The 17,990-nt window shown below is 51.8% G+C and carries 23 protein-coding genes; 19 read left to right on the forward strand and 4 right to left on the reverse strand.

Annotated features, from left to right (window positions below; all coding sequences use genetic code 11):
• Positions 1-89: 89 nt before the first annotated feature.
• The 3 genes from Q0X64_RS12440 (at position 90) to Q0X64_RS12450 (ending at position 4,711) form a co-directional block, all read left to right on the forward strand.
• Positions 90-1,334 (forward strand): EAL domain-containing protein, encoded by a 1,245-nt coding sequence (locus Q0X64_RS12440; protein ID WP_297813606.1) that lies wholly within the window; start codon positions 90-92, stop codon positions 1,332-1,334.
• 170 nt (positions 1,335-1,504) lie between these two features.
• Positions 1,505-2,971, forward strand: a complete 1,467-nt coding sequence (locus Q0X64_RS12445) for a NarK family nitrate/nitrite MFS transporter (protein ID WP_297813609.1) — start codon at positions 1,505-1,507, stop codon at positions 2,969-2,971.
• 12 nt (positions 2,972-2,983) lie between these two features.
• Positions 2,984-4,711, forward strand: coding sequence for a bifunctional protein-serine/threonine kinase/phosphatase (locus Q0X64_RS12450; RefSeq protein WP_297813612.1), 1,728 nt, complete (start codon positions 2,984-2,986; stop codon positions 4,709-4,711).
• An 86-nt stretch (positions 4,712-4,797) separates the two neighbouring features.
• Here Q0X64_RS12450 and Q0X64_RS12455 read toward each other — a convergent pair whose 3' ends face one another.
• The 3 genes from Q0X64_RS12455 to Q0X64_RS12465 form a co-directional block, all read right to left on the reverse strand.
• Positions 4,798-5,652 carry a CHAD domain-containing protein gene (locus tag Q0X64_RS12455; protein ID WP_297813615.1) on the reverse strand — a complete coding sequence of 285 codons (855 nt, stop codon included), beginning with the start codon at positions 5,650-5,652 and terminating at the stop codon, positions 4,798-4,800.
• A gap of 2 nt (positions 5,653-5,654) precedes the next feature.
• The gene (locus Q0X64_RS12460; RefSeq protein ID WP_297813618.1) at positions 5,655-6,182 is read right to left on the reverse strand and encodes a histidine phosphatase family protein; all 528 of its coding nucleotides are present in this window, start codon (positions 6,180-6,182) and stop codon (positions 5,655-5,657) included.
• Positions 6,183-6,594: 412 nt separating this feature from the next.
• Entirely contained in the window at positions 6,595-7,488 is an 894-nt protein-coding gene (locus tag Q0X64_RS12465) for a S24 family peptidase (protein ID WP_297813623.1), read from the reverse strand.
• 168 nt (positions 7,489-7,656) lie between these two features.
• Here Q0X64_RS12465 and Q0X64_RS12470 point away from each other — a divergent pair, with 168 nt between their 5' ends.
• Positions 7,657-7,941 (forward strand): hypothetical protein, encoded by a 285-nt coding sequence (locus Q0X64_RS12470; protein ID WP_297813626.1) that lies wholly within the window; start codon positions 7,657-7,659, stop codon positions 7,939-7,941.
• 6 nt (positions 7,942-7,947) lie between these two features.
• Here Q0X64_RS12470 and Q0X64_RS12475 read toward each other — a convergent pair whose 3' ends face one another.
• Positions 7,948-8,406, reverse strand: a complete 459-nt coding sequence (locus Q0X64_RS12475) for a hypothetical protein (protein ID WP_297813629.1) — start codon at positions 8,404-8,406, stop codon at positions 7,948-7,950.
• A 141-nt stretch (positions 8,407-8,547) separates the two neighbouring features.
• Between Q0X64_RS12475 and Q0X64_RS12480 the strand changes: the two genes are divergently transcribed.
• The 15 genes from Q0X64_RS12480 (at position 8,548) to Q0X64_RS12550 (ending at position 17,926) form a co-directional block, all read left to right on the forward strand.
• A complete protein-coding gene (locus tag Q0X64_RS12480; protein WP_297813632.1) occupies positions 8,548-8,991 on the forward strand; it encodes a hypothetical protein in 444 nt (147 codons plus the stop codon).
• Positions 8,984-11,149 carry a transposase domain-containing protein gene (locus Q0X64_RS12485; RefSeq protein ID WP_297813635.1) on the forward strand — a complete coding sequence of 722 codons (2,166 nt, stop codon included), beginning with the start codon at positions 8,984-8,986 and terminating at the stop codon, positions 11,147-11,149. Before Q0X64_RS12480 ends, Q0X64_RS12485 begins: the two co-directional genes overlap by 8 nt.
• Before the next feature lie 50 nt (positions 11,150-11,199).
• On the forward strand, positions 11,200-11,961 hold the full coding sequence (locus Q0X64_RS12490) for an ATP-binding protein (protein ID WP_297813639.1): 762 nt from the start codon (positions 11,200-11,202) through the stop codon (positions 11,959-11,961).
• A complete protein-coding gene (locus tag Q0X64_RS12495) occupies positions 11,961-12,575 on the forward strand; it encodes a hypothetical protein (protein ID WP_297813642.1) in 615 nt (204 codons plus the stop codon). The genes Q0X64_RS12490 and Q0X64_RS12495 overlap by 1 nt, the downstream gene beginning before the upstream one ends.
• Positions 12,575-12,850 carry a hypothetical protein gene (locus tag Q0X64_RS12500; RefSeq protein WP_297813644.1) on the forward strand — a complete coding sequence of 92 codons (276 nt, stop codon included), beginning with the start codon at positions 12,575-12,577 and terminating at the stop codon, positions 12,848-12,850. The genes Q0X64_RS12495 and Q0X64_RS12500 overlap by 1 nt, the downstream gene beginning before the upstream one ends.
• Complete coding sequence (csrA, locus tag Q0X64_RS12505; protein ID WP_297813647.1) at positions 12,850-13,050, forward strand: carbon storage regulator CsrA; 201 nt, start codon at positions 12,850-12,852, stop codon at positions 13,048-13,050. Before Q0X64_RS12500 ends, csrA begins: the two co-directional genes overlap by 1 nt.
• Complete coding sequence (locus tag Q0X64_RS12510) at positions 13,047-13,379, forward strand: hypothetical protein (RefSeq protein WP_297813650.1); 333 nt, start codon at positions 13,047-13,049, stop codon at positions 13,377-13,379. The genes csrA and Q0X64_RS12510 overlap by 4 nt, the downstream gene beginning before the upstream one ends.
• A 2-nt stretch (positions 13,380-13,381) precedes the next feature.
• Positions 13,382-13,651 (forward strand): hypothetical protein, encoded by a 270-nt coding sequence (locus tag Q0X64_RS12515; protein WP_297813653.1) that lies wholly within the window; start codon positions 13,382-13,384, stop codon positions 13,649-13,651.
• 13 nt (positions 13,652-13,664) lie between these two features.
• Positions 13,665-14,282: a DUF3164 family protein gene (locus Q0X64_RS12520; protein ID WP_297813656.1), complete on the forward strand. Its 618-nt coding sequence runs from the start codon at positions 13,665-13,667 to the stop codon at positions 14,280-14,282.
• An 8-nt stretch (positions 14,283-14,290) separates the two neighbouring features.
• The gene (locus Q0X64_RS12525) at positions 14,291-14,617 is read left to right on the forward strand and encodes a hypothetical protein (protein ID WP_297813659.1); all 327 of its coding nucleotides are present in this window, start codon (positions 14,291-14,293) and stop codon (positions 14,615-14,617) included.
• A 167-nt stretch (positions 14,618-14,784) separates the two neighbouring features.
• Positions 14,785-15,342: a YfbR-like 5'-deoxynucleotidase gene (locus Q0X64_RS12530; RefSeq protein WP_297813662.1), complete on the forward strand. Its 558-nt coding sequence runs from the start codon at positions 14,785-14,787 to the stop codon at positions 15,340-15,342.
• Entirely contained in the window at positions 15,339-15,941 is a 603-nt protein-coding gene (locus Q0X64_RS12535) for a regulatory protein GemA (RefSeq protein ID WP_297813665.1), read from the forward strand. The genes Q0X64_RS12530 and Q0X64_RS12535 overlap by 4 nt, the downstream gene beginning before the upstream one ends.
• A complete protein-coding gene (locus Q0X64_RS12540) occupies positions 15,928-16,647 on the forward strand; it encodes a hypothetical protein (protein WP_297813669.1) in 720 nt (239 codons plus the stop codon). The genes Q0X64_RS12535 and Q0X64_RS12540 overlap by 14 nt, the downstream gene beginning before the upstream one ends.
• Positions 16,644-17,018 carry a hypothetical protein gene (locus tag Q0X64_RS12545; protein ID WP_297813672.1) on the forward strand — a complete coding sequence of 125 codons (375 nt, stop codon included), beginning with the start codon at positions 16,644-16,646 and terminating at the stop codon, positions 17,016-17,018. Before Q0X64_RS12540 ends, Q0X64_RS12545 begins: the two co-directional genes overlap by 4 nt.
• Positions 17,018-17,926 carry an AAA family ATPase gene (locus Q0X64_RS12550; RefSeq protein WP_297813676.1) on the forward strand — a complete coding sequence of 303 codons (909 nt, stop codon included), beginning with the start codon at positions 17,018-17,020 and terminating at the stop codon, positions 17,924-17,926. The genes Q0X64_RS12545 and Q0X64_RS12550 overlap by 1 nt, the downstream gene beginning before the upstream one ends.
• Positions 17,927-17,990 lie beyond the last annotated feature (64 nt).

The following is a 17,990-nucleotide window of genomic DNA, read 5'->3' on the forward strand; positions in this document are numbered from 1 at the left end:
TGTCGAGTTGGTCGCTAAACTCGCTATCTGTAAACCTAATTTGATGATAAAGTATTGTGTACAATCAATCGACTGAGGAACCTGGCTGCGTGAGTACCGCTTTTCAGGACCAACCCCATCACGCGGCCAGCTTCGACGGACTGATTCTGACCTCCGCGTTTCAACCTATTTTCAGCATCGCCCATCGGCGCCCTGTTGGCTATGAGGGCTTATTGCGTGCCTATGATGTGGAAGGCCGACAATTGATGCCGGGTGAGGTTTTCCAGCGCCCCAGTCATAGTCAGCAACAACTGGAACTCGACAGAATCTGTCGCAAGCTGCATGCCGAGAACTTTGCCGCTCAGGACGACAAGGGTAGTTGGCTGTTTCTCAATCTCAATTCCCAATGTCTGGTTACCGAGCGGCCTGAGGCCGGTTTTATGCGGCAAATTATCGCCCGCACTGGGATTCCGGCAAGACGCATTGTTATCGAAATTCTGGAAAGTGAAATTGATGACCGCACCTATTTACGGCAGTTGATAGAGCACTTCCGGGGCATGGGCTGCCTGATAGCGATTGATGATTTTGGTGCCGGCCATTCCAATTTCGACCGTATCTGGGAACTGAAACCGGATATCGTCAAGATTGACCGTAACCTGGTCAAACAGGCCAGTGAATCTCTCAAGGTGGAGCGTATCCTGACTGGGATTGTGTCATTGATCCATGAAACCGGCAGTTTGGTTGTGGTCGAGGGCGTTGAAACGGAAAAAGAAGCACTGGTGGCCATATCCAGCAATGCCGATATGGTGCAGGGCTTTTATTTCGGTAAACCGCATTCACAAATTAAAGATTATCAGTTTGCCACCAAAATGGAGGCATTGCTGAGCCAGAAAAACAGCGCCAGCTGTCAGTACAGCCGGCGCATGCAGCAACAGTTTGAACTGTTACGCCAGCGCTATCAGCAAGAGGTTGAGAGCTTTCGCCACAGTCAGCGTCTCGAGCAATGCGGGCAAGCACTGTTTGAGGATGATCGCGTAGTGCGTTGCTTTCTGCTCGATCAGCAGGGGCATCAGATTGGTCGCAGTCTCTACTCTCCCAAGTTTACTACCCGGCTGGATATTCGCTTTTCTCCATTGCTTGCCGGCGAGAATGCCAACTGGTCACATCGTCATTATCATCACCGGGCCTTGCAGCACCCGGATACCATCCAAATCAGTCGTCCCTATCTGTCTGTGGCGGGCTCACATATGTGTGTGACGGTCTCCCAGGCAATTGAGGTGGATAACAAGATTCTGGTGTTCTGCGCCGACCTCGACTGGAATGACGAAGATCTAGCCGCTATCGACTTGCCCTGATTTGCACTGCTTCAGTGCAGCCTGCACCGTTTTAGTTTGAAAGTGGACTGTCTAATACCTATTTATTCTGCTTGTTTCTGACAAAACAGTCACTTACAGAACTGGCATGATTCCAGCACTTAGAAGCCGAACCAATGTTGGTAAGGTGTTCTAAAGAGAGAACTGTATTCATGTCTAGTCAAAAGCTAAACCTACTATCTTTCAGCGGTAAGACCCGCACGCTCCATCTGACCTGGATGGCATTTTTTATCTCCTTCGTGGTCTGGTTTAACCATGCACCACTGATGGTCTCGATTCGCGATACGCTTGGTCTTGATGACCAGCAGGTCAAAACCCTGTTGATTCTGAATGTGGCGCTGACCATTCCGGCGCGTATCGTGGTGGGCATGCTGGTCGATAAATACGGCCCCAAGATCATGTTCAGTATGCTACTGGGCATATCCAGCTTTATCTGTTTTTTCTTTGCCATTGCCGACAGCTTCGAGCAGATGGCTGCAGCCCGTTTTATGCTGGGTTTTGTCGGTGCCGGTTTTGTTATTGGTATTCGCATGATCTCCGAGTGGTTCCCGGCCAAGCAGGTGGGGCTGGCCGAAGGCATCTACGGCGGTTGGGGTAACTTCGGTTCAGCGGCGGCGGCAATGTCACTGCCAACCATTGCCCTGTTGTTCGGCGGTGATGAGGGCTGGCGCTATGCGCTGGCGGTGACCGGTGCGATGGCTCTGGTTTATTCCATCATCTACTACAACAGTGTTTCAGATACACCAAAAGGCTCGACTTACTTCAAACCAAAAAAATCCGGTGCGATGGAAGTCACCAGCAAAGGCGATTTCTACCTGTACATTATTATGAGCATTCCGCTTTATGCGGCTCTGGGTCTGCTGACCTGGAAACTGTCACCCAGCGGTGTGTCATTGCTGTCTCAAAGCATCAGTGTCGCTGTCTATATCGGCCTGGTAGCCCTGTTCTTTTATCAGGTTTATCACATTTACCAGGTCAACAAAGAGGTGTTTACCACCGAAGTACCTGAAATTCACCGTTATAAGTTCAAGCAGGTCGCGGTACTGGATCTTGCTTACCTCGCCACTTTTGGCTCTGAGCTGGCCGTGGTGTCGATGTTACCGCTGTTTTTCAGTGATACTTTTGAAATCAGTGCGGTTCAGGCGGGTCTGCTGGCTTCCGGTTTTGCCTTTATGAACCTGGTATCTCGTCCGGTTGGTGGTCTCTTCAGTGACAAACTGGGACGAAAGAAAACCCTGACCATCTGCATTAGCGGTCTTGCCGTAGGCTATGTGGTGCTGGGCATGATTACGCCGGAATGGTTCCTGGTGTTTGCGGTACTGGCGACCATGGCCTGTTCGTTCTTTGTTCAGGCCGGTGAAGGCGCGGTCTTTGCCGTGGTGCCACTGGTACAGCGTCGTTTGACCGGCCAGATCGCCGGTATGGCCGGTGCTTACGGTAATGTTGGCGCGGTCACCTTCCTGACCGTGTTGTCATTTGTTTCGGCCCAGACTTTCTTCTTTGTTATCGCCGGTACCGCTGTGCTGGCACTGATTGCGGTACAGTTTATGGACGAACCACAGGGCCAGATGGCGGAGATTCTGCCTGACGGTACTGTGCAAATGATTGACGTCCACTAATCAGGGGTAATCATGGTTGCCAGGTTGAAGGTTACAGTTGGCCAGTATTCTGATAAAGGGGTAAAGACCGAGAATCAGGACTCACTGGGCTACTCTGTGCCTTCCAACCTGGTCATGCTGGAAACCAAAGGCGTGGCCTGTGCGCTGGCTGATGGTATCAGCAGCAGTGCCGAGGGCAAACAGGCCAGTCAGGCCTGTATTACCGGTTTTATTACCGACTATTTCAGTACCCCCGACTCCTGGTCGGTAAAACAGTCCGGGGGCAAGGTGCTGACCGCCATCAATACCTGGATGCATGGTCAGAGCAGTTACTACAAAGATGTCTCAAGGGGACTGGCCAGTACCTTCAGCGCTATTGTCATCAAGTCCACCACGGCGCATTTATTTCATGTCGGTGACTCACGGATTTACCTGTTTCGTGATGGCGAGCTGGAACAACTGACTACCGATCATCGCATCCGCATAGATGATGATAAAGAATATCTGGGCCGTGCTTTCGGTGTCGATTACTGCCTGGACATTGATTACAAATCCCTGACCGTAGAGCAGGGCGACCGCTTCGTACTGACGACCGATGGCGTGCATGATGTAATCAGCGACAAACAGTTGCGTAGCCTGATGCGAGGTGACAATTCTGATCTAGCGGCTTTGGCTGAGCAGATCTGTCGTCAGGCCATTGAACAGCAGAGCCCTGATAATGTCAGTTGTCAGGTGCTGCGGGTGGATCAACTGCCCAGCCAGGATCCCAATGAAGTTTTCGCCCAGCTTACAAAGTTGCCATTTCCGCCAGAACTCTACGAAGGGGTCATTCTCGATGGCTACCGCATCAGCCGGGAACTGCATGCCAGCTCTACCAGTCAGCTCTATCTGGCAGTGGATACCGAGACTGGTGACAAGGTCGTACTCAAAACGCCTTCGGTCAATTTCGAAGATGATCCGGCCTACCTGGAACGCTTTCAACTGGAAGAATGGATAGGGCGCCGAGTCGACAATCCACATGTGGTGCGTACCGTGGAGCAAAAGCGTCCGCGTCGCTTCCTGTATTACGTGCTGGAGCATGTTAACGGCAAAACGCTGGAGCAATGGCTCGATGATGTCGGCACTCTGGATTTGAAAACAGTACGCGAGTTGGTGCCGCAGATTGCCAATGGTCTGCGGGCCTTTCACCGGCTGGATATGCTGCACCAGGATCTCAAACCCGGCAATATCATGATCAGCCACGACGGTGTGCTCAAGATCATCGATTTCGGCTCGACCAAAATTGCCGGGATTGCCGATATTTCGACGCCGGTGGAGCGCAGGGAACTGCTGGGCACCAAGCATTACACGGCACCGGAATATCTGTTGGGCAAACCCGGCACACCCCAGTCCGACCTGTTTTCGCTGGGCTGCATTGTTTACCAGATGCTGACCGGCAAACTGCCTTACGGGGAGAAGCTGGCCGCTGTCCGCGATCAGCGGGGCCTGAATCGACTTCGTTACCGGCCTGTGAGTGAATCTATCAGTGACATACCACACTGGGTCGACAAGGCTATTCGAAAGGCGGTGCAGTTATCCCCGGAATCCCGCTATGAAGCGACTTCGGAATTCGAATCTGACCTGGTCAAACCCAATCCCGATTACCTGAGGGAAGAGCAGTTACCCTTGATGCAGCGACACCCGGTCGGCTTCTGGCGTTCATTAACGATTGTGTTGCTGATCAGCAATTTGCTATTGCTGTATTTGCTCACCCGGCAATAGTGACAGATTAAACTGAGCACAATTCGTGACGCTGCTGTAGCCGAATAGCGTGTCTATCAGAGTCATGCAGGTGGACAAACAAATTTTCAGTCTTGCTTGAGTGAATGCCAGGGCAATGGCAGCGCAGAAAAGCACTTTAATTTTCCAGCCAGCGTCGCTTTAAGCTGATCACTGTTGGCCTGGGATTTATGCGCAATAGTACGAAACTCATCCTGTGTTGGTGGCGGAAGATCATGCTGCATTAACTGCTGCACATAGGCATCATGAATCAGTCCCAGATCATCCTGTAAGGCCTTCATCGCTGTAATAAAAGACGCATTGGTTTTGTGTTTCAGCACTGGAGCCAGTAATTCGCAACCATAGCGCAGTTGTTTAATACGGATCCGTGATCGGTGCAGGGCAGCCTCATTGTTGATATCGAGTGCTGATAATTGCTTTTGTACCTGCTCATAGTGTTGTTGCAATTGCCTGGCAGCCAGCGTGGTGGTCAGCATTGAGCAATGACGTCCATGTTTTCGGCTCCAGTGCTTGTTTTTCAGCTGTTTTTTTAGCTGTCGGCGCGGTTTATTAAACTGTTTTGATTGCAACAGCCGACATAGCTTTTTATCACTGCGTTTCTTTTGCTTGCGAAGGTGGCTCTCCAGAACGGAAGCATCAGTTTTGTTCTCATTAAAGTGGGTCAGCAAAAATACATCCAGATCCCGGGCTTCATCCAGAAAACGGGCGAGCGTTTTGAGTTCTTTTTGCCAGCGCTGCCGATAGTCTGGCTGCAATACCGGTTTGAAAATGTCAAAGGCGCTGCGCATGCGTCTCAGACTCACCCGGAGCTGGTGCACACCCTCTGGATCCTCAGCCAAGATCGCGGTTTTACGCCAGCGTTTTATCTGTGCCAATTCTGTTAATAACAGCAGCGGAAACTCCTGGCAGGCAGATTGTTTCATGCTCAGGCCGGTTTCAGATGTTTGCCATGAATAATCTGACTGATGCGACAGCTTTTCGAACCCAGTGCGGACCAGTCGCCGTTGTATTCCAGCACCACAAGACTGGCTGGCAACAGACGTTTTCCGCTGTGCTGCTCGCTCTCAAAACCGTCTTTGCTGAGCCAGTCGACCAGATCTTCCAAAGCAGGGTTGTGGCCGACCAGCATCACCCGGCTGATGCGCTGGTTCAGTGCCTGCAGCAAGTTCAGCAAAACGGGGGTATCGGCCAGGTAAAGCTGTTCACGGACCGTGACCTGGCCGGTAGCAATAAAAAGTTGTTCACAGACAATATCGGCGGTTTCCAGCGCTCGTCGGGCACCGGAGCAGTAAATGGATTGAGGAATCAGTCTCAGATCATGAATATGCTGTCCAAGCTGGCGGGCATGCTGTTTTCCCGCTGAAGTCAGGGCGCGGGCATAATCACCGCTTACCGCTTCGGTTTCGGCTTTGGCATGACGCAAGATCATGATTTGTCGGGTATTTTTACTCATGTCTGAAAATCCGGCAGTAAACAAAATATTGTTACTGACAGAGACAAGCGGCGGGTCAGCATTACTCCCAAGCATAGTCCTCAAATGCCAGGCAAGCAATGGCTTTCACAAGCCTGACAGCGGCTGGCTAACTTTTAACCAGGGCAAAGTTTACTCAGCTTGAGAGTTACTTAGCGATTTTTGCCGTGACAATTCACAGACTTATCCACAGATAATGTGAATAACATGGAGGGTGAATGAGGACAGAAGGATTAAGAACAGCGGGATATACCGGGATTAAATGGTATTAAATGGGATGAAGCTAATGAGAATGCGGCTTTTAGGATAATTTAATAGTGAATTAAAGAGAGTTTATGGATCGCGATCAATTTGTTGATATTCAAGTTTAAGACACATGAATCGCGATCTGTGATTAATGCCGACGGCCACTCCAGACAACCCTGCCAATAATTGACATCTCATTCTGTAAATCAAAATCCAGGGATATCTCAAAGGGCTCATACGCAGGATTATCGCTAGTAACCTTCAGGCGATGATTCGGTAGACGCTGCAGCCGTTTTACCAGTAACGATTCACCCATTCTTATTACATAGATGCCATCACGCTTAGCAATGTTGTCAGTGTGATCGACCAGTATTACGTCGCCTGGGCGCAATACAGGCTCCATGCTCTCGCCTTCAACATAGATTAGATAAAGATTAGCCGGGCTACTGTGTAGCTCATTATGAATCCATTCCCTTTTAAACATCAGCGCATCTGTTGCTTCTTCTTCATGAACGACAGAGCCGTTACCAGCCGATGCTTTCACATCGAAGAGAGGAATGTGGGCGAATGCCTCCATGAAGCTCCCAGTTCCTGCTGAATAATCCTTGATATCTGATCCCGCTTTGTCATTGAAAGTAGGATCGGATGATCCCGCTTTTTTTTCTTGATCCCTCTTTCTGTAAGTGTTTGTTTCTGATGTTGATTCTTGTATTGATTGGTTCTTTTTAGAATTTTGTAAGTGGGATCGAAAGTCTTCGTAAAATTCGCGATATTGTTTGTTCTCATAGAAGCCTGGGCCAAGCTCGTTCTCATCTATCAGAATATTTCCTTCTCCTGTAAGCACCCACATTGGATTTATACCGATATCGGTTAGGCCTATTAATGCGTCTGCGCCCAGCGTTCTTAATGCATTCTCATAATTGGCTAACGTATTCGGGTGAATGCCGATCAATTTTCCAAATTTGCCGCGCGATTTTTTACCACGAATGAGTTTTAACCGTCCGGCGATGTTTTCCAAATCAATTTTTTCTAACTCACGCATCTTGTGAATCTCTTTTTATATCAATCAATTAGTCGATTTTTCATCTATTGGGTTACGAAAACAACACATATGGGTTGTTATTACTCATTCATGGTTATATATTTGGTTTAAGCAAACACATACGGGTAAATATTTGTGTTTGTGTGTGTCTAAATAGGGATTGTAACAATGAACTACAGCCAAATACATAAAGCGCTGAAAGATGAGGGGCTTTCTTGGGCTGCCGCTGGTGAAGCGATCGGCTGCACCTATCAACATGTGATGAATGTATGTGCACGTCGAGTTGAAAGCCCGCGTGTAGCGAAATCAATCGCCTTGTTGATACATAAAGACGTTGCTGAAGTCTTTCCAGACAAACCTCGCTATCTGTCAGATTCAAAAAAATTGAGGCAAACAAAAATTGATCAAGCCAAGGCACGATTAGCTGAAGCCGGATTAGCTGAGAGCGCCTGATCATGGCTAAAAGTCCCCTGCAAAGACGTAACCAACGTAAGCCGGACATAGCCTGCCCATTAGCAGGTCGCTCCAGCGGCGATTCCATGTCGGTGATACAGCAAATGTATCTGTCTGGCCAAAATCCTTGCCCTGAATGCGAGCAGCTGCAGCCAGCGCCTGCCGAACTTGCTCAAGCCGATATCGAACCTGTTGGGTTTGGCTCTCATTCCACTGCGAAACAACACGCTGCATCTCGCCGAGACTGGGTAAAAGCACGAATGGCGCACCGTCAAGCAACCATGCCGACAGCTCTATCAACTGCGCCTGGTCAGCCTCGCGATCCGTTTCGCCTGGTGTTCCAGGCAAGGCAGCAAGGAAAACGTCTAGCTCAGCTTCTATCTGGGAGGACGAAATGAAAATGTACGCCTCATTTGACTCATGCAAAAACCCCGCATCAAGCGGCTTAAGAAATGTTTGTGCCATACCTGGGACTCCCTTCTCTGTGTCAGTTGTTTTCCAGCCTATGGCAGCGGTGACATCCGCACAATCAATTAATTTGGAAGTGGTGTTGTGATGAGAATTCCAAAAACTAAAGCGGCTTGGAAACGTATTCAGCCGAACAACATGAAAGACGCACTGCGCCTCAATAAAGAGTACGCCAGGCAGTTCAAGCGTCTGACCGTGCCGGCTATTGCCGAGCTGATGGCTATCAGCGAAGACCGCTTATATAAATGGCTATCAACTGGTGATATGCCAGTCAGTTTTATCCCGGCCTATGAGCTGGTTTGTGGCATGGATTATGTCACTCAGTACATGGGCTATCGAAGCCACAAGCTCATGATTGAAATACCCACTGGTAAAAAAACCGATGAGCTTGGCATGGCTGAACTACAGCAGCTATCTGCCGACGCGATGAGTTTGCTGATCAAGTTCTATAGAGAGGGAGAGTCAGTAGACATTGTCACATCTGCTCTCACTAGGCTCTTGGCTGGCGTGGCTTTTCACCGGGAAAACGTCATTTCTCAGAGTCAGCCGGGTCTTGATTTCGAGGGGGATGAAGATGACTGAACAGAACAAGGAATGGTTCACAGCAACTGAATTAGCAAACAAACCAGGATTACCAAAGTATAAGCGTGGCGTTAATCAGCAGGCTTCGAAACAAGGCTGGAAGACAAGGCAAATAAAAGTAAGAGGTGGATCTGCAAATGAATACCACCTCTCCAGCCTGCCAGTAGAAACCCAGGCCGCCTTGGTGAAGCAACACATGCCAGCTCCTGACAAGCGCAGTCCTGACAATACCGAGTTCAGCTATGACGCCCAGGCGCTGTGGCAGCACTATGACAGCAAGCCACAAAAGCAAAAAGACGCGGCAAAAAACAAGCTGAACCTGCTGCTGCAGGTCATGGCGCTCAATGAAAACAGCGGTGCCACACTTAAAAATGCCTTCGCCCTGGTCGCTGATCAAAACGATATCAGCGTCCGCACCATGCAGGGCTGGTACCACGGCACCAAAAGCAAAAAAGGCGTGAAGCTGTATGCCCGTCAGGACTGGTTAGCCGCCCTGGTACCGGGCTTTGTTGGCCGTACCGTCACCGCTGAGATGGATGAACAAGCCTGGGAATTCTACAAGGCCGACTACCTGCGCCTGGAACAACCGGAATTCGAAGCCTGCTACTACCGACTGCAACGAGCTGCTGCCGAACATGGCTGGACAATCCCCAGCAAGAAGACGCTGGAACGCAGAATCAAAGCCATTCCACTGGCCACGCGAGTATTCCTGCGTGAAGGCGAAGCTGGCCTGATCAAACTATTCCCGGCTCAGCAACGAACAGTCATGGAACTGCACGCGCTTGAATGGATCAATGGCGACGGCTACCAGCACAACGTCTTTGTTCGCATGCCGAACGGTGACATCACCCGCATGAAAACCTGGTTCTGGCAGGACGTCTACAGCCGCAAGATCCTCGCCTATCGCGTGGATGAATCAGAAAACACCGACACCATCCGCGCCAGCTTCGGCGATGTAGTGGATCAATTCGGCATTCCCGAACACGTCACCATCGATAACACCCGCGCTGCAGCCAATAAATGGATGACCGGCGGCGTTAAAAATCGTTACCGCTTTACCGTCAAAGAAGACGATCCACTCGGCCTGTTCCCGACACTCGGCATCAAAGTCCACTGGACCTCAGTGCTGGCGGGTAAAGGTCACGGCCAGGCAAAACCTGTCGAGCGTGCCTTCGGTGTCGGCGGCCTGGGTGAATACCTGGACAAGCACCCCAAGTTTGAAGGTGCCTATACCGGCCCCAACCCACAAGCCAAGCCCGAAAACTACGCCAAAAAAGCGGTACCGGTTGAAACCTTCCTCGCCGTACTGGAACAGGAAATCCTCGCCTGGAATGCCAAGCCGGGCCGTCGAACTGAAATATGCCAGGGCAGCAAAAGTTTTGATCAAGCCTTCACTGAAAGCTATCAAAGCGCTGTTATCAGAACAGCCAACCAGGAACAGCGCCGCATGTGGCTGCTCATGGCCGAAGCCATCAAAGTCCAGAAAGACGGCACCTTTACGCTCGATGCTGGCTCAGCCGCAGGCCAAGGTAAAAACCGCTATCACGCACCGAGCCTGCTCGACTTTGCTGGCCAGAAGATCACCGTCCGCTTTGACCCGCAGGCGCTGCACGAAATCGTCTACGCCTACACACTGGACAACCGCTATATCGGCGAAGCGCAGTGTATTGAAGCCACCGGCTTTGGTGATACCGAAGCGGCGCGCAGCTTCAACAAACACCGCACCCGCTTTATCAAGGCCACCAAGCTGGCCGCCAAAGCCGAAGTCGCAATGGACGTGATGGAAGTCGCCAGCCGACTGCCTTTCCGGCAGCAACCGGAAACGGCAAACCCGAAAGTAGTCAGGCCGCTGCGTCCAGCTCCCGAACTGGGCAGACACGTCCCGCAGCCACAACTCACCGAAGACCAAAAGCAGGATCTTGCTGCATTCCAGGCCGAATTCGCCGAGCAGCCCCCTGCAGCACAAGTTATCAGGAATGACGACCCGCAAGCCCGCTACCGGCGCTGGGTCAACTTAGACCGTCGGTTACGTGATGGCAAACAGCTATCGGAAACCGATCAGAAATTCTGGGCGATGTACCAGAAAGGCGATGAATTCCGCTTTATGCAGGACTTCAGCGCCGATTTTGAGAGCTTCGAAGAAAGCGTCGAGGCATAAAAAAACAAACCCGCTGGCAGGCGGGTAAGTAAAACGTGATGAGGTAAATAATGACAACTAATCCAAACGTGGTCAACTTGGTAGACAGGGTGGAATCCTCTGTCATCACGGCCCCGCTGCAAAACGTCATGCTCTGTACCCGGTTGCTGGAACAAGCGATGAATCGCCCGGCACACCTTCCAGGCATGGTCACCTTCTTCGGGCCGAGTGGCTGGGGTAAGTCCTTTGCTGCAGCTTATGCTGCCAACAAATACCGCGCTTACTACGTCGAGTGCAAAAGCATCTGGACGAAGAAATCGCTGCTCGGCGCCATCCTCAAAGAAATGGGCATCGAGCCAGCCAAGACCAGCGCCGATATGGTCGAACAAATCAGCCAGCAACTGGCGCTCAGTGGATTACCACTCATTATCGATGAGATGGATCACATCGTCGAAAAGAAAGCCGTCGAAGTGGTCCGTGACATCTATGAAGGCTCCAATGCCGCCATCCTGCTCATTGGTGAAGAAAACATCGACACCAAGCTGCTCAAGTGGGAACGCTTCCACAACCGCATGCTCGCCTGGCAAGGCGCGCAACCAGCAGACCTGGAAGATACCCGGCAGCTGGCCAGACTCTACTGCCCGGACATCACCATCGCCGATGACCTGCTAGAGATGATCCAGCGCGAAAGCATGGGCGTCGCCCGCCGGATCTGCGTCAACCTCAACCAGGTGCAACAAGCCGCCTACTCAGAAGGCACCGATGAAATCGATGCCAAGCTCTGGGGTAACCGTCCTCTTTACACCGGCAACGCGCCGAGGAGGAAGGTGTAATGACCCAACCCGTACACATCACCAGAGCCAGCGGCAAGCTGACCGGTAGAGACGCCTGCTGGCAAGCCATACGCGAACTGAAAAAGTTCACCTTGCTCGATATCGAGGCCCACACCAGCGACCACGGCCAGCTGGCGGAAGTGAACCGTCGCACCGCCAGAACCTACGTGATCGGCCTGGAGGCAGCTGGCTACCTGGAACGTCAAGCCAAAAAGGGCATGGATGGCAGCATCAGCTGGCAACTGACACGCGATATCGGTGTGCATGCGCCACGGGTCAACCGTCAAGGGCAGCACGTCAATGCCGGTGCCAGCCGTGAGCAGATGTGGCGCTCCATTCGCATCCTCAGTGACTTCAGCTGGCAAGACCTGGTCAACACCGCTTCCACCGAAGCAACGCAAATCGAGCCGAACACCGCCAAGGACTATATCGGCCATCTGCACAAGGCGGGCTATCTCAAAGAAATCAGCCCAGCCAGCAACGGCGGCGGACTGGCCCGATACCGGCTGATGCCCGGCAGTAACACTGGACCCAAACCGCCCATGGTCCAGCGTATCAAGCAAGTTTTCGATCCCAATTTAAACAAGGTCATGTGGCCAAGGGAAGGTGAGTAATGGATGAGTTCGTTCTCGATATTACAAATGTTGAGCGTTTACCTCAGTGGTGGCCGGAGGATGCTCCAAAGTTGATACCACTCAGGAAAGGTCGTTACAGCGCTGATTACGACGTTATTGAAGAGAGGATTCCGGGCTTCAGAGGGAAGGCGCTTTTGTCTTACAAACGTCATCACCCACAGCAATACAAAAATCAAGTTATAGGACTGCCATTTGGTGTTGATGTCGATTTTTTGCCGCCAAAGGCTCGAATTTATAGAAGGGAGAAAAACTAATGCTGATTCTAACCAGACGTGTGGGCGAAGCCCTGATTATCGGTGACGACGTGGTCGTCAATGTACTTGGCGTCAAAGGCAATCAAGTCCGTATCGGTGTTGATGCCCCCAAAGACGTCAGTGTCCACCGCGAAGAAATCTACGACCGTATCCAGGCAGAAAAGGACGACCCGGACAACACAGACGGAGATGACAAATGAGCCAGTGGAAACAAGTGCTGAAAACCGAATGTGAGAAAACCTCACAAGCCAAGGTCGCCGCTGTTCTTAGACAGAACGACGGCTTCCCGTCGCCCACCGTCATCAACCAGGTCATCAAGGGCAAGTACCCCGGCAGAACAGACCGTCTGCAAGCCCTGGTTGAAGGCAAATTTATGTCCGGCAGCGTGCAATGCCCGGTCGTTGGGGCTATCCCCAGCGACCAGTGCATTGAATACCAGGGCCGTCCCTATGCCGCCACCAACCCGACACGGATCCAGCTCTACCGGGCCTGCCGAAGTGGCTGTCAACACAGCAAGATTGGAGCCTAACCATGAGCAGAAACGTGGGAAACGACATCATCAGCAAAAAAGTGGAAGACGTCCGTCACTGCCTGGCAGAGCTGGCACGTCGCAACCTGACTATCACTGACATCAATATCGGAGAAGCACGCAAACCGACTATCACCATCATCGGCTACAACAATTCACCTGGCGGTCTGAAAGGCGGCACAAAAACCCGCATCAGGGCTGGCCTGCGCAATCTGGAAACGTACGCCACCGAAGTCAGTGGCTGCCAGGTGCAGTGGAAAGTTGTGGCTTAAACAGGAGCAAATCATGAACACAGCAACCAATACCGAACAACACAAAGTCAACGCCCAGGGCCACCTGGTGCCGATCAGCAAAATCAAGCAGATCGATCTGGACCGGGATGACCTCATCGACGAACTGTTCAGCAAGGCAGAGCAGCTGCGTGAGCAGATGGTCGCCTTCAAAGCCCAGGCGATGAATGACGTTTATGCCTTCGTCGAACTGGCTGCAGAAAAATACGACGCCAAGCTGGGTGGCAAGAAAGGCAATATCAGCCTCACCAGCTATGACGGCAAACGCCAGATCCGTATTCAGATGGCCGAGATGCTGCACTTCGATGAACGTGCCGAAGCCGCCAAGGCCCTGATCGATGAGTGCATTCACGAATGGTCAGAAGGCAGCAACGACAATATCAAAGCCCTGGTCGATCACGCCTTCAAAACCAACACCGAAGGCCAGCTCAGTGCCGGCAGAATCCTCGGCCTGCTGCGGCTGGAGATTAACGATCACAAATGGAAAAAAGCCATGGAAGCGTTGAAAGATTCCATGCAGATCACCGGCTCCAGCGCCTATGTCCGTTTCTATTTCCGTCCCAACCCCGAAGCCAAGTTCCAGAATTTGGCGCTCGATATGGCGGCATTGTGAGGTCTGGCATGAGTGAAGAACAGTACATCCAATGCAGAAATTACAGCAGCTGTGGTGATTTCACTGATGGGGAAAGTGAGTTTTGCGAGAACTGTCAGGAAGATCAAAGCGAGACGAAACAACAGGAAGAGGCTGAAAGATTGCTCTATGCCGCTGAGCAACAACTTCAAGGCTATTGCCTTGGCAAGTCTGGCCTAAGCATCGTTGAAGTTGTTAATGCGATGGGGCTTGTACGAAGTGAGTGGGAAGCCCTATTAGAGCAAGGTTTGGTTCACCTCGATGAGTCAGACCGTGAGCAATTAAACGCCTACTTCAATATGCCCGACTACGATTAACCAGCGGCGCGTCAGCAGTCAGGTGGTGCCAAACCCAAACTAACAGACTGCAGCCGAGACGGTGGTTTTCTTGCCTTTCTCCCACCGGGCAACGCCGACTGACCCACGACACGGGTCACTTAGCCCCTTCACTGGGGTTAAGTCAGTAGAAGACCCAGGAGAATGCTATGTCACAAATTGAGAAAGAAATCATCGAGATGCGCCCCGACATTTTGACTATCAGCGGTCAATATTTTGATTTTATGTGTCCTGAGAAATCAGAGTTCGACATTTATGTTGTGGCACATGGCCTATCAAATGTTTGCCGGTTCGCTGGTCATACCAAGCAGTTTTACAGTGTCGCCCAGCACTCGGTTTACGTTTCAGAAATCGTACCGCCTGAGATGGCGCTGCATGGTTTACTTCACGATGCTGCTGAAGCTTTCATCGGTGATGTGGCAAGACCGCTGAAGAACCTGCTGCCGGACTATCGCGCAATAGAGAAGCGAGTTGAAAAGGCAGTCTTAGGCCGCTTTGGTCTGGATGCTGAATTGCCCGAAGCCGTCAAATACGCAGACCTGGTGTTGTTAGCCACTGAGCAACGTGACCTGATGGCAGCGCACGATGATGAATGGATGCTAATCAGAGATATCGAGCCGCTGGAAAAAACCATTGAACCGGTCTCTTCTCACGCTGCATTCATGATGTTTGTTGCCCGCTACCTGCAAATCGTAGGTGAGCTATGAACAACAGACAAAAACTGATCCAACTTATCCATATCGGCGCAGGGCGTCTGTTCAAAGACGAAGACAGCCGCCGCGACTGGCAGGAACAGCACACCGGCAAACGCAGCTGCAGCAAGATGACTGACAAAGAGCTGCAGTACCTGGTCAAGCTGCTGCGTGATGCCAAAGCCATCAAACCACCCAAGCGTGCAGGCCGTGTGCCGTCAAACCTGCAGCGGGTCAGCTACATGAGAAAGATTGAAGCCTTGCTGGCGGATATGGATCTGAGCTGGGAATACGCAGAAACCATAGCCTGGCATGTGACTGGCGGCAAGGGTCAGGCCACCACTGGCCGCCCAGGCGTCGAACGGCTGGAATGGGTGAATAAGCGCGAGCACTTCGAAGCCATCATTGCCGCGCTGTACAAGGAACAGAAAAAGCGTCGCCTGCTGCAAACCGTCGAGCATCTGCTGGATGCCATGAACCTCAACGAAAGCTACGTCGAGCAGCTGGTCGCAGGCCGGGCCAATGCTCGCAACTGGCGTCGTAACGTTCCGCTGCTCAGCGCGATTGCCGATCACCTCTACGAAAAAGTGGATTTTGAAAATGCAGCTGAATAGATGTCCGTGCTGCCACAGCCGAATCTCTATAGAACAAATGGCGCAGGATGAATGCACCACCGAGCTGCTCGGCCTGCTGGTCGACTATGCCGATATCAGCAAGTCCCTGGTGATTTATCTGGGCCTGTTCCGCAGTAGCAAGCGCGACCTGGCCAGTGACCGAGCGCTCAAGCTGGCTAAAGAAGTCGTCAGTATCACGCCGGAACGGGGCCGGCTGGCCACTGCCATGAATGAAACCGTCCAGTCCATGCGCCAGAAACAGGATCAGGGCGCATTCAAGCCGCTGACGAATCACAACTACCTGAAGCGCGTGCTGGAAACGCTACCCGCCGAGACCGGTGAAGCTTCGCTGCCCGCTTTAAACGGTAGTCAAATGCCTGCTAAAAGCCAGTCAAAGACGGCTCAAACTATCGAGATGCTGAAAAACTACCCATCACCGGAAGGCGTTGAGGAATGGTTTACCCGCACCGTTTGCGGCGCGCTGGCTGAACTCATGCTGATGGGGCTGGAAGGTGTGCCGGCTGCCGACACCATGCCCATGGTCGTTGAGCGCTTCCTGCTCGAACTCTGGCCAAAACGCCAGTGGCAGAAAGATAACCACTTCCGGGGTGCGGCACGCCTGCGTCGAGCGTTTATTGATACCGCAGAGCACAACAAACGCTGGCCGACCATCAAAGACGTCCTGAGCATGGTACCCAGCCAATGAACATGCCCGATTACCTGCCACCCGTAGCCAGAGAGATAGCCGAAGTGATCGGCATCGATGGCCTGTTATGCCTAGTCAAACACTTTGGCGGCATAACCATTCGGGTGCCGGGCCAGGGCGAACTCAAACGGGTGCTCAGCCCGCAACAGTACAAAGACTTCGTGCACACCTTCCGTAATGAAAAACTGGCCATTCCCCGGCTGCAGGCCCGCTTTAATCATATCGAAGCGCTGGAAACCAACCGCCTGCTGGAGCAGGGCTTTACCAAAGCCGAAGTCGCACGCACGCAAAACATCACTGAACGCGCTGTTTACAAACGTCAGGCCAAGCAGCGTCAACTGGATAAAGACAAACAACAGGACCTCTTCTAATGTTCGATTTTTTAAACCCGTTAACCACCGATGACTTCAATGAAAACGTGGAGTTTCTCTACCCGCAGTTTCTGCCCAAAAAGCAAATCACCATGATTTATGCCGATGGCGGCATGGGCAAAAGCTGGCTGCTGTTCGGCCTGGCCAAATACGCCACCGAGCACAACAGCGCCACGCCTCAAGGCGCGATGAAAGTGCTTTATATCGACGTTGATAACCCCATCAGCGTGCTGAAAGAACGCGGCATCGAACACAAGCTGCTTAATGTTTGCGAGGGCCTGACCTATTGCCACCGCAGCAAATTCGACGGTGAGCCAATGGACTTGCTGGATGAGCTGGAGAAGAGAGCCTTCGGTGATGCCTATCGCAATACCCTGGTCCTGCTCGACAGCATCCGGGACTTTGCTGACGTCAACAATGATCTGGCCGCCATGCGAGTCGGCAACAAGCTCAAAAACATCCGCGATGCCGGCGCAACGATTATTGTGCTGCATCACTCCACCAAAAACGGCAGCAACTACCAGGGATCCAACAATCTCAGAAACAGCGTCGATAATATGTACCGCCTGATGAAGGCCGATGCCCCGGACGGTGAAATCCGCTGGCTGCTGGAAGTCAAAAAAGAGCGGGCCGCGATAAGCGATATCGCCTTAACGCTAAACACACAGAACCTCTTCATAGCCGAACTGGATGTCGAAGAGGTCAAGCTCAATGACGATGACAAAGACTTTATCGACAAGGTCAAAACCGTACTCAAAGAGCGCGGCGAAATGAACAAAACCGAGCTGCTCAAAGCCTGTGGCCATAAGAAAGACGACAAGACAGCCCGTGTTCGCCTGGATCGCTTTGATGGCATACACTGGCAGTCAGCCAAAACGAAGGGTGTTTATACCTACGGTCTAACCTAACAACCACTACAACCACAACAACGTGATAAGTTGTATGGGTTGTAAGACTTGTTCATAGAAGGAA

Source organism: uncultured Methylophaga sp., assembly GCF_947259025.1.
Classification (GTDB): Bacteria; Pseudomonadota; Gammaproteobacteria; order Nitrosococcales; family Methylophagaceae; genus Methylophaga.

Coding starts and splice junctions, on each gene's coding strand:
- Q0X64_RS12545 (WP_297813672.1), top strand. CDS start 16,644: ATGAACATGCCCGATTACCTGCCACCCGTAGCCAGAGAGATAGCCGAA.
- Q0X64_RS12510 (WP_297813650.1), top strand. CDS start 13,047: ATGAGCCAGTGGAAACAAGTGCTGAAAACCGAATGTGAGAAAACCTCA.
- Q0X64_RS12460 (WP_297813618.1), bottom strand. CDS start 6,182: ATGAGTAAAAATACCCGACAAATCATGATCTTGCGTCATGCCAAAGCC.
- Q0X64_RS12495 (WP_297813642.1), top strand. CDS start 11,961: ATGACCCAACCCGTACACATCACCAGAGCCAGCGGCAAGCTGACCGGT.
- Q0X64_RS12445 (WP_297813609.1), top strand. CDS start 1,505: ATGTCTAGTCAAAAGCTAAACCTACTATCTTTCAGCGGTAAGACCCGC.
- Q0X64_RS12480 (WP_297813632.1), top strand. CDS start 8,548: ATGAAAGACGCACTGCGCCTCAATAAAGAGTACGCCAGGCAGTTCAAG.
- Q0X64_RS12470 (WP_297813626.1), top strand. CDS start 7,657: ATGAACTACAGCCAAATACATAAAGCGCTGAAAGATGAGGGGCTTTCT.
- Q0X64_RS12525 (WP_297813659.1), top strand. CDS start 14,291: ATGAGTGAAGAACAGTACATCCAATGCAGAAATTACAGCAGCTGTGGT.
- Q0X64_RS12540 (WP_297813669.1), top strand. CDS start 15,928: ATGCAGCTGAATAGATGTCCGTGCTGCCACAGCCGAATCTCTATAGAA.
- Q0X64_RS12490 (WP_297813639.1), top strand. CDS start 11,200: ATGACAACTAATCCAAACGTGGTCAACTTGGTAGACAGGGTGGAATCC.
- Q0X64_RS12475 (WP_297813629.1), bottom strand. CDS start 8,406: ATGGCACAAACATTTCTTAAGCCGCTTGATGCGGGGTTTTTGCATGAG.
- Q0X64_RS12485 (WP_297813635.1), top strand. CDS start 8,984: ATGACTGAACAGAACAAGGAATGGTTCACAGCAACTGAATTAGCAAAC.
- Q0X64_RS12550 (WP_297813676.1), top strand. CDS start 17,018: ATGTTCGATTTTTTAAACCCGTTAACCACCGATGACTTCAATGAAAAC.
- Q0X64_RS12535 (WP_297813665.1), top strand. CDS start 15,339: ATGAACAACAGACAAAAACTGATCCAACTTATCCATATCGGCGCAGGG.
- Q0X64_RS12520 (WP_297813656.1), top strand. CDS start 13,665: ATGAACACAGCAACCAATACCGAACAACACAAAGTCAACGCCCAGGGC.
- csrA (WP_297813647.1), top strand. CDS start 12,850: ATGCTGATTCTAACCAGACGTGTGGGCGAAGCCCTGATTATCGGTGAC.
- Q0X64_RS12500 (WP_297813644.1), top strand. CDS start 12,575: ATGGATGAGTTCGTTCTCGATATTACAAATGTTGAGCGTTTACCTCAG.
- Q0X64_RS12530 (WP_297813662.1), top strand. CDS start 14,785: ATGTCACAAATTGAGAAAGAAATCATCGAGATGCGCCCCGACATTTTG.
- Q0X64_RS12450 (WP_297813612.1), top strand. CDS start 2,984: ATGGTTGCCAGGTTGAAGGTTACAGTTGGCCAGTATTCTGATAAAGGG.
- Q0X64_RS12455 (WP_297813615.1), bottom strand. CDS start 5,652: ATGAAACAATCTGCCTGCCAGGAGTTTCCGCTGCTGTTATTAACAGAA.
- Q0X64_RS12515 (WP_297813653.1), top strand. CDS start 13,382: ATGAGCAGAAACGTGGGAAACGACATCATCAGCAAAAAAGTGGAAGAC.
- Q0X64_RS12465 (WP_297813623.1), bottom strand. CDS start 7,488: ATGCGTGAGTTAGAAAAAATTGATTTGGAAAACATCGCCGGACGGTTA.